The following is a 14,942-nucleotide window of genomic DNA, read 5'->3' on the forward strand; positions in this document are numbered from 1 at the left end:
CAATCACGAGTCTGATACGAGCTGCGGCGAGCGCACGCAGACTTCGTCAGATAATGGTAATGAATCTGGTAGAACGGGCGTGAAGAGAGGGTTGACAGTCACTCGTCGCGCCGCCGAAGAGGGGAGTTCTCGGCGGCAGTCACGGTGCCCGTTCACGGGGTCTCACTCGTCGAACTGTTCGGTCACCTCGGCCGTAGCTTTCGACTCGGCCACCCGTCGGAGTCGCGGAGACGTTGTGTGGGGGTCGGAGTCGACGTGGGGTAGTGTCGTGCGTTTCATCTGTTCGCGGGAGCGTCCCGCAGTTCCAGAGAAGGCGGAGACCCTCATTGTTATACGCGACACAAACACGGAAACAGTGAGATTCGTTGAAACGGACCGTCGTGCACGCGTTCGGTGCTCAGTCGGGTCCGAGTGCGTCTCGGTGCGCTGAACTACCGCGAGAGGGCTTGTGGACCTCCTAAACGGGATAGGAGAACGAAACAGTCGTCGGTTCGCCCGAGGAGACCGGCCGTCAGAGGCGCGAGAGCCGCCGAAGTTCCCCTTTTCGAACCGTCGCGTGTGACGGAAATTCGCGCGAGTCGCTTACTCGCTCTATAATAAAGCCGGTATCGTGTTACGGGAGAACCGAAGCCCGCCTGCGGTCTACGCAGGTGGGAGATTACCCCCATGAGCGAGACACAGACGCTTCGTCACGGCAGACGGAACTGCGCGGTCGAACACGAACGGTTCCTCGATACGGAGGAACAGCGATGAGTTCGGGACTGACCGACGCCCGTCGTCGAGGCGAGAATCGCCACGCCGAACCGGTCGCCCGGACCGAGACGATCTGCGTCGTCGGTCTCGGGTACGTCGGCCTCCCGCTGGCGGTTCACTTCGACCGCGTCGACCAGCAGGTCATCGGCTACGACATCGACGACGAGAAGGTGGACACGCTCGCAGAGGGCACCGACACGACCGGCGACCTCGGTGACTCGGTGGTCGCCGACAGCGACGTGGAGTTCACTACGGACCCCGCGGCCATCGCCGACGCCGACTACGTCATCGTCACGGTACCGACGCCCGTCGACGAGATGGAGAACCCCGACCTTCGATTCGTCGAGAGCGCCGCCGAGACCGTCGGCGCGCAGATGACGTCGGAGACGACGGTCGTCCTCGAATCGACGGTGTTCCCCGGTGCGACGCGGACTGTACTCACCCCGGCACTCGAAGAAGCGTCGGGACTGACTGAGGGCGAGGAGTTCTTCGTCGCGTACTCGCCCGAGCGCGCTACCCCGGGCGACGAGGAGCACGGCCTCCGCGACGTGGTGAAGGTCGTCGGGGCGGACAACCCCGCCGTGCTCGAGGACGTCGCCGACCTCTACGAGCAGGTCGTCGACGCGGGTGTCCATCGCACGTCGTCGCTCGAAGCCGCCGAGGCGTCGAAAGTCGTCGAGAACGTCCAGCGCGACCTGAACATCGCGCTGATGAACGAACTCGCCGTCGCCTTCGACCGCATCGGCATCGACACCCAGGAGGTGCTCGACGCGGCCGGGACGAAGTGGAACTTCCACGACTACTCGCCCGGACTCGTCGGCGGCCACTGCATCCCCGTCGACCCGTTCTACTTCGCGTACCGCTCGAAGATGGAGGGATACGTTCCGGAGCTGACGCTGAAGGCCCGCGACGTCAACCGCCGCATGCCCGAGCACGTCTCCGAACTCGCGCTGAAGACGCTGAACGACTGCGGTAACGTCCTCGGCGAGAGTCGGGTCGTCGTCCTCGGCCTGACGTACAAACCGAACGTCGCCGACATCCGCACCTCGAAGGTCGACGGCGTCATCGAGACGATGCAGGAGTACGGCGTCGACGTGCTCGGCTTCGACCCCCACGCCGACCCCGAACAGACGAGCCAGGCGTTCGGCATCGACGTGATGGACCACCCCTCCTTCGAGAACGCCGACGGCATCGTCCTGGCGACGCCGCACGACGTGTTCGACAGCCTCGACCTCGACGACGCGCGCGAGGAGATGAACGACGACCCGTTCCTGCTCGACGTCTGCGGCGCGCTCAGCGCCGAGGAAGTCGTCGAACACGGCTTCACCTACCGGAGGGTCTGATGTACCGAGATTCGAGAATCGGGGTCGTCGTCCCCGCCTACAACGAGGAGGGCCTAGTCGGCGAGGTCATCGACACGATGCCCGCGTTCGTCGACCGGGTGTACGTCGTCGACGACCGGTCGACCGACGGCACCTGGGACGAGATTCGGCGCCACGCCGAGCGCGCGAACGCCGCGCACGGCAGCGGCCATCTGGTCGAGACCGACGGCGGGACGGCGCGACTTCGCCGACCCGACGACTCGGCGGCAGCCGACGACACGGACGCCCACGAACGCGAATCCGGTTCCGAGGCCGCCGAGTCCTCGTCGGCGTTCGACGAACGCGTCGTCCCCATCCGTCTCGAGGAGAACCGCGGCGTCGGCGGCGCTATCAAGACCGGCTACGAGCGCGCGCTCGCCGACGGCATCGACGTCGTCGCCGTGATGAACGGCGACGGACAGATGGACCCCGAGAAACTCGACCGCCTCGTCGACCCGGTCGTCTCCGACGAGGCCGACTACGCGAAGGGCAACCGCCTCCGCTACCGCGAGTACCGCGAGGGGATGAGCGCCTGGCGCTCGTTCGGTAACTGGCTGCTCACGCTGCTGACGAAGGCGGCAAGCGGCTACTGGAAGACGATGGATCCGCAGAACGGCTACACCGCGATCTCGCGGGAGGCGCTGGAGACCATCGATTACCAGGAGCTCTACGAGCGCTACGGGTTCTGCAACGACGTGCTCGTCAAACTCAACGCCCACGGTCTCCGGGTCGCCGACGTGGCGATTCCGGCCGTCTACGGCGACGAGGAGAGCACCATCGAGTACAAAACGTTCGTCCCTCGCCTGTCGGCACTCCTGGCTCGCGACTTCCTGTGGCGACTACGCGTGAAGTACCTCACCGTCGACTTCCACCCCCTCGCGGGGCTGTACCTCTTCGGCGCGGCTATCGCCGGCGCGGGCGTCCTCGATTCGCTCAAAGGAGCGGTCTCCGACGAGAGCGACGGCTCCGGCGGCGCTCTCGCTTCCATCGGCATCGTCTCGGTGCTCCTGGCGATGGTGTTCGACATGCAGGAGAACGAGGAGTTGGAGGTGCGCCGAGAGTGAGAGTCGCCGTCACCGTCCAACACCCGGGCCACGTCCACTTCTTCAAGCACGCCATCGAGGAGCTGGAGGCGCGGGGTCACGAGGTCCACGTCTTCGCCCGCGAGAAGGAGATGGCCGTCCGCCTGCTCGAACTCTACGGCATCGAACACGAGGTGCTGGCCGGCGAGTCCAACGGACTGGCCTCGTTAGCGGCGGTGCAGGCGACGTACGAACTCCGGTTGCTCCGACGTGCACGCGAGCTGAACCCCGACGTCATCACCGCCATCGGCGGCGTCGCCGCCGCCCACGTCGCGCCGCTCGTCGGCGCTCGGAGCGTCGTCTTCTACGACACCGAACACGCGACCATCATCAAGAAGCTGGCGTACCCGTTCGCCCACACCGTCTGCACGCCGTCGTGCTACGTCGGCGACATCGGCTCCAAGCAGGTGCGGTACTCGGGCTACCACGAACTCGCGTATCTCCACCCCGACCGGTTCACGCCGGATCCGACGGTGCTCGACGACCTCGGCCTCGACGAGGACGAGTCGTTCGTCGTCACCCGGTTCAACGACTGGGGGTCGTCGCACGACATGGGTCAGAGCGGCTTCGACGACGTCGGCGAGGTCGTCGAGCGACTATCCGAGACGGGCGCGAAAGTGTTCGTCACGGCGGAGATGGAACTCGACGAGGATATCGAGGGCCACCGCCTCGACCTCTCGCCCGAGCGGATGCACGACCTGCTGTACTACGCCGACTGCTACGTCGGCGAGGGGGCGACGACGGCCGCCGAGTGCGCGATGCTCGGCACGCCGGCCGTCTACGTCAACAGCCTCTCGTTGGGCTACGTCACCGAACTCGACGACGAGTACGACCTCGTGTACAGTTGCAACGGGACGAATCGCCACAGAGAAGCGCTCAGCCGCGCCGTCGACGTCCTCGAAGGCCGAGACGCCGACGCCGAGACGTGGCGGGCTCGCCGCGACCGACTGCTCGCCGAGCGCGTCGACGTGACCGACGTCATCGTCGACCAGGTGGAGTCGGCGGGCGGCGGCAGCAGACAGAAACTCACAGCATGAGAGTCCTCCAACTCATCACCTCGACGCGCTCGTTCTTCGAGCAACAGGTCGAGGCACTGGAATCACAGGGCGTCGACTGTACCGTCGTCTCGGTTCCCGCCGAGTACAGTCCCGACTCCCCCCGTACCGTCCGCGACTACCTCCAGTACTACCCGGAGGTTCTCGCCGAGGGACTCGACTCCTACGACCTCGTCCACGCGAACTACGGCCTGACGGTTCCGTTCGCGCTGGCGCAGCCGACGCGCCCGCTCGTTCTCACCCTCTGGGGAACCGACATCATGGGCGAGTACGGTTGGCTTCGCTACCTCAGCCGGGTCGGCGCGCGCGCGGCCGACGAGACGGTGCTCCCGAGTCGCGCGATGGCGAGTCACCTCGGGCAGAACTACACCCACCTCCCGTTCGGCGTCGACACCGACCGGTTCCGACCTGTCGACCGCGACGAGGCGCGCGAGCGAATCGGCTGGGACACCGACGAGACGGTCGCGCTGTTTCCGTACGAGAAGTCCCGCGACGAGAAAGATTACCCACGCGCGCGCGCCGTCGTCGAGGCGGCCGACGCCGACGTGACCCTCCGGACCGTCTCGAACGTCCCCTACGAGGAGATGCCGTACTACATGAACGCCAGCGACGCGCTACTCGTCACCTCGCGCCGCGAGAGCGGCCCGATGGTGGTCAAGGAGGCCGCCGCCTGCGGGCTGCCGGTCGTCTCCACCGACGTCGGCTTCGTCCGCGACGAGTTCGGCGACGCACCGGGCGTCGCCGTCGGCACGACGAACGACGAACTCGCGGCCGAACTCGACCGGACGGTCGCCGACGTCGACTCGCTCGGTGACAGAGAGCGCCGACGGTCGGTGTCGCCGGACGTCAGCGTCGACCTGATGGGCGAGCGCCTCGCCTCACTGTACGAGTGCGTCGCGCAGGGGGCCGCCTGAGATGAGCACGAGTTCGGTCGGCGACTGGCTCCGCGCCCGTCGTTTCGACGTCGACGCGGCGGTGCTCGCGCTGCTCGCCGCGCTCGCGATGGTGCCGCTTCGTTTCCTGTTCTCGCAGGTGTACGTCGAGACCATCCCCCTCGTCCTCGGTGGGGCTGCCGTGCTGTACCTGCTGTCGGTGTACGGCGGCCACGGGAAGAACGACGGGGCCGCGTTCGTCTTACCGACGGGCGTCTCTCGGCTCCTCCCCAGCGTCGTCGTGCTCGGAACCGCGGGGATGCTGCTCGCGGCGGTTCTCGCCGGCGAGCGAGGCGTCGCCTTCTACGGTATCGCGGGGGTGACCGGGACGCTCCTCCTCCTGCAGATACTGTTCGCCAAAGAAGAGGCGTTCAACCCCTCGATACTGCTGTTACAGGTCGTTCTCGTCGCCGGAACCGTCCGCTTTGCCGCGCTGGCGACGGTGCCCGGATTCATCGGCATCGACATCTGGACGCACCTGCCCGAGTTGACGACCGGTATACTCGAAGCAGGGTCGTTAGACGCCATCTCCGACGACAAGCACTACGTCTCGCCGTTGTACCACCTGCTCGTCGCGTCGGCGTCGCTCATCTACGACGTGCCGCTTCGGACGGCGCTGTACCTCTCGTTGGGCGTCGTCATCCCGCTGTCGCCGCTTCTCATCTACATGGCGACGCGCGAACTCGTCGCCGAGCGGTGGGCGGTGCTCGCGGCGGCGCTGTTCTCGCTCGGTGACTACGTCATCGAGTGGGGGATGCACATCATCCCGACGAGCATGGGGCTCGTCATCTTCCTGGCCGTCCTGTACGCGCTGATTCGGCTGATGCAGACCGACTACGCGGCGCGCGACTTCGCGCTGCTCGCCGGTCTGTCAGTGGCGCTCATCCTCACCCACCAGGTGTCGTCGTTCATCATGCTCGTCGTCTTCGGCGGCGCGGTCGTCGCGTACTTCCTCCTCAACCTCGGCATCTATCGCGTCTCGCGGCTCCGCCCGGACGTGTTCCGCGCGCGCAACCCGGTGAACATCCTCGGCCTCGTCGTCTTCGACGTGGGGCTCATCACCTTCCTCTGGTCGTTCACGCCGTACAAGGGCGGGACGTTCTTAGAGACCATCCTGAGCTTCCTCGCGGAGACGGTGGCGTCGAGCGCCGGGTTCGGGAACCTCGCGGGCGGACCCAGCACCGCATCGAGCGAGAGCGCCGCCTCCGGCCCCACGCCGCCGCTGGCGGAACTGGCGGCGTACATCGACGTGCTCGGCTTCCTCTTGCTCCTCCTCGGGACGTTCGTCGGCTGTCTGTACGTGGTCCACCGCGACCGCGCCAAGCAGTCGGTGTTCACGCTGCTCATCGGAACGGCCATCATGCTCGTGTTCACGCTGGGGCTGCCGATGTTCGGCATCCGCAACTTCATCCCCCAGCGGTGGTTCGCGTTCATGTACGCCCCGATGGCGATTCTGACCGCCGTCGGCGTGCGCTACCTCGTGGCGAACCTCAACCCCAAAATCCTGGTCGCCGGGTTGCTCGTCGCCGCGCTGATGTTCCCCGGCGCGATGGTCGCCTCGCGGAACGGCACCATCGACAACCCGGTGCTTCCGCAGGGCGAGACGCTGAGCTACAACGAGGAGTCCGTCGCCGCCGTCCACACCATCGGCGAGATGACCGGCGGCCCCGACCCGATGGAGATTCGCCCCGAGCAGCAGCTGCGGACCGACCACCCGTACCAGACGGTGTTCAAGCGAACGGGTGCCTACACGGCCGACACGGCGAACGTCACCGACGGTGACCCCGTCGACCACGACGTGACCGTCTACCGCGAGTTCCAGTCCTCGGGGACGACGTACTTCGTCAACGAGCAGGGCATCGGCGAACCGCGCGACATCCCGCAGGAGCGCATCTGCCGACCGTCACAGAGCACACTGTACGACAACGGCGACGTGCGGATGTGCGTCACGCCGTCGGACGGAAACGCCGGCGCCTGATCTCCTTCTCACCGGATTCACCTCTCACAGCGCTCTGTTCTCGCAACACCTTCGGTGACGACCGCGACGACGGAGAGCGGCAGTAGCAAGCGACGAGCGACGACGGAAAGCGACGATGGAGAGCGGCAGTAGCAAGCGACGAGCGACGATGGAGAGCGACGCCGGAAAGAACGCCTTCTCGCCGGGCTGTCGGCGCCGTTCTCTCCTCCGCCGTCGCCGTCGTCGGATTAGCCGTCGAGTCGTTCAGTCTCGTGATTTTGCCCGACTGCGGCGTTCGATTTAGCCAGCGGCAGCGCCCGCTGTTCGTCGGCACGGCGGTTGCCGGGTCGGGAGCGTGCGGTCACGGTACCCGACCTCGGAACCTCACCGTCCGAGGCGGGTCGTCGTCGCTGCTGTCTCTGGCGGAGTCCTGTTCGAACGCGTCCGCCGTTTTCCGTTCGGTAGGAGTTCGGGGTGGCGCACCGTTGAGGCGTCGCTACCGCGAGCCGAAGAGAACTCATCGCTCGGACGACGACGAACCTCGCTCGGTTCCGAAGCGGTGTCGAAACGGACATCAGCCGAGCAACTGCAGCTATCGCATGCGACGCAGAACGGTCCTCTCGGGAATCGCCTCCACCTCCTTCCCCCTCCTCGCCGGGTGTTCGACGCTCGAAGGCACCGCCCCCTCGTACCGACTCGCTTCGGTCGTCGTCCAGAACCGAGACGCCGAAGAACACGACGTCACCGTCGGAGTCACCGAGGGCGACTCGCTCGTCTTCCTCGACTCCGGCGTCGCGTCGGCGGGCGAGTGGAGCGACGGGAGCCTCGAACGGGAGGGTGGCCTCGTCTTCGAACCGCCGCTCGCGGAGTCGGGAGAGTACGCGGTCCACGTCCGAGTAGACGACGGCCCGCTACGTAGCGTTCCGACCGAGGGGGTCGTCGAGGACGACGGCTGTCTCGGCGTGCGCCCGACCGTCGAACGCGGCGGCGGCTCTCACTTCTCCTACGTCTACGAGGGCTGTGCAGAAAACGGAGCGTGAGTTGCGTCGAAAAGCAGACGCGGAATCACCGACGTAGCGGCCGGACCGCCGTCGCCACGCCGGGGAAGCCGTCGTACGCCCAGAGACCGAAGACGAACGCCGCCAGCGTCAACTCGAAGGCCAGGAGCAGGCTCACGTCGAGTCGGACGATGTCGACCAGCCACCGGGCGAGGTAGTAGACGACGAGTTCCAGCGACCCGGCTTCGGGGGCCGCACCGGTGTTGTTGACCAGCGGCCACAACAGCGGGTCGAACGAGAGGGCATCACCCTCGACGAGCGGGTAGATGACGTCGCCGACGAGGTGCGAGAGGTGGCCGACGACGAACGCCGCGCCCCACATCACGCCGCCGAGCCGCTTTGCGAGGAGCAGCGCCGCGACGGCGAAGACGGGCACGAGAAAGACCGAGTGCGCGAGCCCGTACCCCGTCGGCACGACGCCGAAGGTCCACGAGAGCGGCTTGTCGACCAGGTCGGGAAACTGCGTCGCCGCCGCGAGGACGAACACTTCGGGGCCCGTCGGACTCCGTCCGGTCGTGTGTCGAAACAGCGAGTAGAGCACGTAGCCGAAGGCGAGATGTTCCCAGGGCCACATCAGCGGGTGCCCGTAGACCGGGTCGATGCTGTGAGAGCGTCCGCGGCGAGCGCCGCGTCACCCGCATCGCTTCCCGAGGCGGACGGACCCGCGAGCGACCCGTTCTGTCCGCCACCGCCGGAGACGGTGACGTACAGTTTGAGACTCCGATACGCGTTCTCAACCGACGGGTCTGCGGGTGCGTCGCCCCGGTACAACAGCAGCGAGAACCGAACGTCGCCGGACATCGACGGCGTCACCGTCACGTCGCGGGTGACGTTCTCTCTGGAGTCGAGCGTGAGGTCCGTCGACCCGATCTGTTCGGATTCGGTCACCGTCGTCTCGTTGCCGTTCGTCTGCACTCGCTCGCTCAGTACGACGACGCTGTACGACTCGGTCTGCTGCTCGCGGTTCTCGACGCCGAAAGTGACGTTCGCCGGCTCTCCGGCCGCGAACTGGTTCTGGTACATCGACTGCGTGTCGCCGTCGACGTTCTCGGTCTCGACGTAGAACTCGGTGAAGCCCTCGTCGTCGGTCGGCACCGTCGCCGCGTAGCCGACCGTCGAGAGCAGGACGAGCAGGCTCAAAGCCAGCGCGACGGCCGGGAGCCGTCCGCCCTCGGCCCGACCGCGCATCGGATGCTCCGGCGGCCGCGAGGAGAACAGCCCCGTGATGGCGGTCGGATACGGCGGTGCGTAGCGCTCGTCCAAATCGAGCGTCGCCCGGCGCACGAACGCGACGAGCAACAGCACGGCCGTCGTCGCCTCGACGCCGACGGCGACGGGCAGCAGTTCGATGGGTTGCGGCGATAAATGGACGCCCAGCGTGACGAGCGGGACGACCAACGCACTGCCGACGACGGCCAGCGCGAAGCGCTCGACGCCCGTCACCGACCGGGCGGTCGGGAGCGGGTTCCGAAGCCCCGAAACGGCGTCGTCGAAGGCGGTCCGGGAGGTGGTGTTTCGATCGGGAAAGATGGCGGAGACCAGCGCGTACCCCGGCAAGAACAGCACGAGCGGCATCGTGAGGAGGAGTCGCGGCAGTCCGGTGAGGGAGGTGTGAATCGCGGCGGCCGAGACGCCGAGGAGCGCGAGCGCGGCGACGAGGTCGGTGAACCACGGACTGCGGCGCGAGTACGGGGAGTGGGACACGGGTATCAGGCACCTCGTTTGCCCGTGTCCGGGACGCGTTCGTCGACGGCGAACACCTCTTTCGGGCGGATCGACCGCTCAGTGCAGAGTTCGAGCCAGCCGAAGCTGTCGTTGATGCGAAGCTTGTGCCGCACCGGGAGGTCGTGGACGTACGGTTCGTCGGGGAACAGCACCTCGTCGAGTTCGTACTCGCGGTAGATGTCTCGGCGGTCGGGCCACGGCGACTCGAAGCCCTCGACGAGCGGCAGTTTCCGACGGAGGAACCCCTCGACGTGGTTGAGAATCTGCGTGTCGTGCGGGCGGTCCGGCGGCGGGTTCCGCAGGATGTCGTCGTCGAGGCGGCGAAGCGCCTTGATGAACGTCGCCGTGTTGCGGTGCTGCGGCGGCGTCGTCAGGTGCCAGTCGAGCAGTTCCGCGTCCGCGACGACGAACGACTCGAAGAAGTTGTCCGCGAGGTGGGTCCGGAACGGCGTCGACGGCTGGTTGCTGATGCCCGTGATGTCGATAGCGTTCTGGACGCCGTCGGCGCGGTCCCACGCCTTCTCGAACTCGCGGGAGACGGCGTCTCTGACGAACGTCGCCGGGTCGGCGTCGAGGCCGACGAGTTGGTCGGCGACGGCCTGACTCGCCTCGGGCATGTAGCCGAGTTTCGAGAGCAGGTTCTCGACGGGGTTCGGGTTCGGGTCGAGGCGGCGGAACGGTACGGTCTTGCCGAACAGCTCGACGCCGTCCTGCGCGAGGAAGTGCCCGCGGAGGAACGTGTCGCAGAGCAGTCCGTGGAACATCGAGTCGACGTCCATCTCGTCGGAGTAGCCCGCGTGGTGGATGTGGAGCGACTCCTTGATCCCCTGCGAGTAGCGGACTTTCGACTCGTCGGCCATCAGGTATCGGTGCGTCGGCCGGAACGCGGTGTGTTCGGCACCGTACTGGGTGGCGAGGGTCCGCGCGCCCCCGGTCTCTTGCCCTTCGGGGTGGCCGACGGTGTAGCAGTGTTCGATCTCGGGCATCTTCGAGAGCACCGTCCGCGAGTCGTACCCCGCCGAGAGGAGCAGTCCCTTCCGACCCGGCATGCGGGCGCGGCGGCGGACCGCCCGTCCGAGTCGGTCGGCCAGTTCCTGGACGTAGTCGAACTCCTGCGGTTCGTAGACGAACCGCGAGAGGTCGTACGTCTCCGATTCGGTGAGTACCGCGTCGATAGGGAGGCGGAACATCCGTTCGAGCAGCGATTTCTCGCCGAGAACGACGCCGAGGTGGAGGAACTCGAGGAGGGCGTCGCGGCGGACGGCGTGACCCGAGAGCGTCCGCGCGACGGCGGCCGCGTCGGAGCTGAACACGCGCCCGTCGTCGGTGTCGGCGTAGAAACAGTCCCACGAGCGGATGGGGTCGTTGACGACGAACGCCTCGCCGTCCCGTTCGACGAAGACGAGGTAGGAGCCGTTGAGTTCGGAGAACGCGTCGTGTCCGACCTCGGCGTAGCGGTCGAGAACCCACTCGGCGACGTTGTTGTGGGTGCCGGGCGCGTACGCCTCGCCCCAGACCGCGCACTCGCCTTTCGGTCCGGAGTACGTGTCGCTGCGTCCGGGGTGGCCGAGGCCGGGGTCGCGGATGCCGACGGTGGCGACGTCGCCGCCGACGACGGTGTCGAACTCGTGTGGCGAGCGCAGGCGCTCGAACTGGCGGGCGTCGCCGAAGACGCCGAAGAACTGCTTCTGCATGCTCACTGTCTCACACTCCGTTCTCGCGGGAGGGGACGAACACGCACGGAACGCTGTTCGACTGTGGATGGGGTGGATGTACCGCGGTCGGTCGACGCGACGGGTCGACTCGGGCGGCGGGTGGTCGATATCATAGCTGTCGATAGGTGCGGATACGACTCTCTGGGAACGCCCGGGGCTTTGCTATGGACCGGGTAAGCCAGTTCACCGGCCGGATTGTGGTGGGCGTAACCGCCGTCTCGAACGCGAACGCGGCCTTACCGAGTTCATAATAATCCACTTTGAGCCCACAGTATCTCCTCGATGACCACTCCGCCTCTCCAGCGTCGCGCGTGCGCATCGGTCGCACCGAACTCGCGTCGACGCCGTCGGGACCAGTCCCCGGTGACGACCCGTGGGTGACCGCGACCGGACGCGGGACCCGGCCGCGACGTCGAACCCGACCGCGACATCAGACTCGGCTACGGCGTCGGACTCGACCGCGGCGTCGGACTCGGCTACGGCGTCGGACTCGGCCACGACGCCCGACGAACGGCTCGACGTGGGGTTTCTCCCCGTCGAGGTCCCAGGTCTGGACGGAACCGGCGCGACGTACACCGCGGCCCTCCTCATCCGCGAACTCTCGAAACACCACGATCTGACGGTGTACGTCGTCAGCCAACGAACCGCCGACCGCTCGCGGTTACCCGCGACCGACCGCGTCGACTACGTCGTCCGCGACGACCTCCCGAAACTACCGCACCCGCTGCTGGCGAAAATCGGCGTCGTCGAGGATCTCACCGACCGACTGGAGCGACACGACCTCGTCCACTCGTACTCGACGGGGTTCATCGAGCCGCTGTCCGCGCTCTCGACCCCCACGGTCGTGACGCTGAACTCCTACCAGCCGGTCTGTCCGAAAGGCGACATGATGTGGATGGACCGCGAGAAGTGCGGCGGGCCGGGCCGAACGAAGTGTACGGCCTGTATCGCCGGGAGCGCCTACACCCGCAAGTCGGGGGTCGAAACGACGCTTCGCTCGTCCTACGACTCGCTGGCGAAAGTCGAGTTCGTCCAAAAGTCCATCGCCGCGCGCGAGGGTATCTCGGCGTACCACCTGCTGTCGCCGCACCAGCGCGACGACTACGCCGAGTTCGGCTTCCCCGAGGAGCGTCTCAGAGTGATTCCGCACTTCGACAGCGGCGAGTTCGCCGTCTCCGACCCCGCGGCGTACAAACGCGACGGCGACCCCGACCTCGGCCGCGGCGACGACGACCCGTTCACGCTGCTGGCCGTCGGCGCGTTCAAGTACGTCAAGGGATTTCAAGTGCTGCTCCGGGCGCTGCCCTCGATACTCGACGACGGCCACGACGTGCGCGTCCGCATCGCCGGGGCCGGACCGTACGGTGACGCGCTCCGCTCGCTGTCGACGGAGTTGGGCGTCGACGAGCACGTCGAGTGGCTCGGGTTCGTCGACCACGACGACCTGCCCGCGGAGTACGCCGCCGCCGACGCGTTCGTCTACCCCGGCCTGCTCGACGAACCGTTCGGCCGCGTCTTCCTCGAAGCGCTGTCGAGCGGAACGCCCGTACTCTCCTCGGACGTGGGGAGCACGGACTTCGTCGTCGGCGACGCCGGCGTCCGGTTCGAGTCCGACGACCCCGAGTCGCTCGCGCGTGCGTTCGGACGCCTTCGCGAGGGGTACGACGGCCACCGAGCGGCGATTCCGGACCAGTTGGCGCGCTTTTCGCGCGAACGCGTCGTCTCGGAGTTCCTGTCGCTGTACGCCGACGTCCGGGCGGGACGGCCTCCGACCGAACGGACTGAAACGTTCGAAACGGAGCGAACGGTCGTTCGCACCGATTAGCGCGTCGGTAAGCCGAGTCGCTGGGGGCGCATAGCGGATTCATAGTAATGCACTGGGTTTGCGAAGTGGGAGGTACAGATGAAGGACGACAGTCGAAGCCGAAGACGGTTCCTCCAGACCACAGGTGCGGCCGGCTTAGCCGGCCTCGTCGCCGTCGCGGGTTGCAGCGGCCAGTCGCCCGACGACGCTAACGACTCCGCCGCCAACGGGACGACCCAGAGCGCGAATCAGACCGCGGGCGACGACGCGGCGACCGACGAACCGACCGAGACCGAAGAGCCGGCCGACGAGGCCGCGGAGGTCGAGACGACCTACAAGAGCCGCGAGAAGTACAACAAGCCGGGCGAGCTGCTCGACGACTTCACCGACCTCTCGGCGTGGTTCTCGAACGCGGGCGAGATGGAGTCGTCCTCCAAACACGCCTTCAGAGGCGATTCGAGCGCGAAGATTACCGGCAAAGACGGCGAAAACGCCAGCATCGAGCGCTCGTTCGAGAACAACCGCGACCTCACGAAGAAGGATTTCTCGCTCGCGCTGCGCACGACGACGCCCTCGAAGTTCGCGCTGTTCGTCTACCTCCGCGACCCCTTCGGCAACTACGCGGTGCTCGAACTGCGGAACATCTCGATGGAGACCCCCGACGTGGGCTGGTTCCGCACGGCGCCCGGCGTCTACGAGACGAGCAAGACGCCGCCGGACCTCACACAGATCAACCGCATCGAAATCGTCGCCAACAACGCCACCAGCGACGATATCGAGGTGTGGGTCGACGACCTCCGCATCCACGACAAGCCCGACAAAGGGTACATTGTCTTCAGTTGGGACGACGGGCGCAAGAGCTACTACAACGACGCCGCGCCGCTGCACGACGAGTTCGACATGCCGGCCGTCCAGGCCGCAGTCCCGCGATTCGTCGGACAGAACAAGTTCATGACGCTCGGTGAACTGAAGGAGCGCCACGAGGCGGGCGACGAGATCGTCGCCCACGAGAGCATCAGGAACCGCTTCCACGCTCTATCGGGCGACGAACTCCAGCAGACGCTCCAGCAGAACAAGCAGTGGCTGCTGGGTCACGGCTTCGAGAGTTCCAACTTCGTCGTCTACCCCGGCAACGACTACGACGCGACGGCGCTCGACGTCGTCAACAAGTACCACTACATGGGCGGAATGAACCAGTCGTTCGACCTGAACACGACGAGTCCGTACGCGTTCGACCCGCTCGTGCTACCCCGAACCGTCGGTCACGACCTGAACATCGCCAAGCGGGTCGTCGACCAGTGTGCGAAACACCAGAACGTGGGTATCCTCAACTTCCACGACTTCAACAACGACAACACGATGAACAAGAGCGACTACAAGAAGCTCCTCGAACACGTCGACCAGAAAGACGGTGTCGAGGTCATCAACTTCTCCGAGCTCTGGAAGCTCCGGAAGTCCGCACCGTAACCCGGCTTCACTGCGACCCGTCGCTCGCGCTCC

Annotated in this window: 12 protein-coding genes; 8 read left to right on the top strand and 4 right to left on the bottom strand. The window is 66.6% G+C overall.

Features of this window, described 5'->3' with window-relative positions:
• Nucleotides 1-749: 749 nt before the first annotated feature.
• The 6 genes from DV709_RS15220 (at nt 750) to DV709_RS15245 (ending at nt 8,180) form a co-directional block, all read left to right on the top strand.
• Entirely contained in the window at nt 750-2,096 is a 1,347-nt protein-coding gene (locus tag DV709_RS15220; protein WP_117595238.1) for a nucleotide sugar dehydrogenase, read from the top strand.
• Complete coding sequence (locus tag DV709_RS15225; RefSeq protein ID WP_117595239.1) at nt 2,096-3,178, top strand: glycosyltransferase family 2 protein; 1,083 nt, start codon at nt 2,096-2,098, stop codon at nt 3,176-3,178. The genes DV709_RS15220 and DV709_RS15225 overlap by 1 nt, the downstream gene beginning before the upstream one ends.
• Nucleotides 3,175-4,233: a DUF354 domain-containing protein gene (locus DV709_RS15230; protein WP_117595240.1), complete on the top strand. Its 1,059-nt coding sequence runs from the start codon at nt 3,175-3,177 to the stop codon at nt 4,231-4,233. Before DV709_RS15225 ends, DV709_RS15230 begins: the two co-directional genes overlap by 4 nt.
• Nucleotides 4,230-5,165, top strand: a complete 936-nt coding sequence (locus DV709_RS15235) for a glycosyltransferase (protein WP_117595241.1) — start codon at nt 4,230-4,232, stop codon at nt 5,163-5,165. Before DV709_RS15230 ends, DV709_RS15235 begins: the two co-directional genes overlap by 4 nt.
• A 1-nt stretch (nt 5,166) precedes the next feature.
• Nucleotides 5,167-7,161 carry a hypothetical protein gene (locus tag DV709_RS15240; RefSeq protein ID WP_117595242.1) on the top strand — a complete coding sequence of 665 codons (1,995 nt, stop codon included), beginning with the start codon at nt 5,167-5,169 and terminating at the stop codon, nt 7,159-7,161.
• A 578-nt stretch (nt 7,162-7,739) separates the two neighbouring features.
• The gene (locus DV709_RS15245; RefSeq protein ID WP_117595243.1) at nt 7,740-8,180 is read left to right on the top strand and encodes a hypothetical protein; all 441 of its coding nucleotides are present in this window, start codon (nt 7,740-7,742) and stop codon (nt 8,178-8,180) included.
• 25 nt (nt 8,181-8,205) lie between these two features.
• Here DV709_RS15245 and DV709_RS15250 read toward each other — a convergent pair whose 3' ends face one another.
• The 4 genes from DV709_RS15250 to DV709_RS17835 all read right to left on the bottom strand — a co-directional run bounded on the left by DV709_RS15250 (nt 8,206) and on the right by DV709_RS17835 (nt 11,957).
• Complete coding sequence (locus DV709_RS15250) at nt 8,206-8,772, bottom strand: metal-dependent hydrolase (RefSeq protein WP_117595244.1); 567 nt, start codon at nt 8,770-8,772, stop codon at nt 8,206-8,208.
• Nucleotides 8,772-9,902 carry a DUF1616 domain-containing protein gene (locus DV709_RS15255; protein WP_157972758.1) on the bottom strand — a complete coding sequence of 377 codons (1,131 nt, stop codon included), beginning with the start codon at nt 9,900-9,902 and terminating at the stop codon, nt 8,772-8,774. The genes DV709_RS15250 and DV709_RS15255 overlap by 1 nt, the downstream gene beginning before the upstream one ends.
• 5 nt (nt 9,903-9,907) lie before the next feature.
• Entirely contained in the window at nt 9,908-11,617 is a 1,710-nt protein-coding gene (locus tag DV709_RS15260; protein WP_117595246.1) for an asparagine synthase-related protein, read from the bottom strand.
• A gap of 130 nt (nt 11,618-11,747) precedes the next feature.
• Nucleotides 11,748-11,957, bottom strand: coding sequence for a hypothetical protein (locus DV709_RS17835; RefSeq protein WP_157972760.1), 210 nt, complete (start codon nt 11,955-11,957; stop codon nt 11,748-11,750).
• A 54-nt stretch (nt 11,958-12,011) separates the two neighbouring features.
• Here DV709_RS17835 and DV709_RS15265 point away from each other — a divergent pair, with 54 nt between their 5' ends.
• A complete protein-coding gene (locus tag DV709_RS15265; protein WP_232819755.1) occupies nt 12,012-13,463 on the top strand; it encodes a glycosyltransferase family 4 protein in 1,452 nt (483 codons plus the stop codon).
• 78 nt (nt 13,464-13,541) lie between these two features.
• On the top strand, nt 13,542-14,909 hold the full coding sequence (locus DV709_RS15270) for a polysaccharide deacetylase family protein (RefSeq protein ID WP_117595350.1): 1,368 nt from the start codon (nt 13,542-13,544) through the stop codon (nt 14,907-14,909).
• The last annotated feature ends 33 nt before the right edge of the window (nt 14,910-14,942 follow it).

Source organism: Haloprofundus halophilus (assembly GCF_003439925.1).
Classification (GTDB): Archaea; Halobacteriota; Halobacteria; order Halobacteriales; family Haloferacaceae; genus Haloprofundus; species Haloprofundus halophilus.

Excerpts from the sequence above, each read along its gene's own strand:
- DV709_RS15220 (WP_117595238.1), top strand. The coding sequence starts at position 750 with ATGAGTTCGGGACTGACCGACGCCCGTCGTCGAGGCGAGAATCGCCAC.
- DV709_RS15225 (WP_117595239.1), top strand. The coding sequence starts at position 2,096 with ATGTACCGAGATTCGAGAATCGGGGTCGTCGTCCCCGCCTACAACGAG.
- DV709_RS15235 (WP_117595241.1), top strand. The coding sequence starts at position 4,230 with ATGAGAGTCCTCCAACTCATCACCTCGACGCGCTCGTTCTTCGAGCAA.
- DV709_RS15240 (WP_117595242.1), top strand. The coding sequence starts at position 5,167 with ATGAGCACGAGTTCGGTCGGCGACTGGCTCCGCGCCCGTCGTTTCGAC.
- DV709_RS15245 (WP_117595243.1), top strand. The coding sequence starts at position 7,740 with ATGCGACGCAGAACGGTCCTCTCGGGAATCGCCTCCACCTCCTTCCCC.
- DV709_RS15250 (WP_117595244.1), bottom strand. The coding sequence starts at position 8,772 with ATGTGGCCCTGGGAACATCTCGCCTTCGGCTACGTGCTCTACTCGCTG.
- DV709_RS15260 (WP_117595246.1), bottom strand. The coding sequence starts at position 11,617 with ATGCAGAAGCAGTTCTTCGGCGTCTTCGGCGACGCCCGCCAGTTCGAG.
- DV709_RS17835 (WP_157972760.1), bottom strand. The coding sequence starts at position 11,957 with ATGCGCACGCGCGACGCTGGAGAGGCGGAGTGGTCATCGAGGAGATAC.
- DV709_RS15270 (WP_117595350.1), top strand. The coding sequence starts at position 13,542 with ATGAAGGACGACAGTCGAAGCCGAAGACGGTTCCTCCAGACCACAGGT.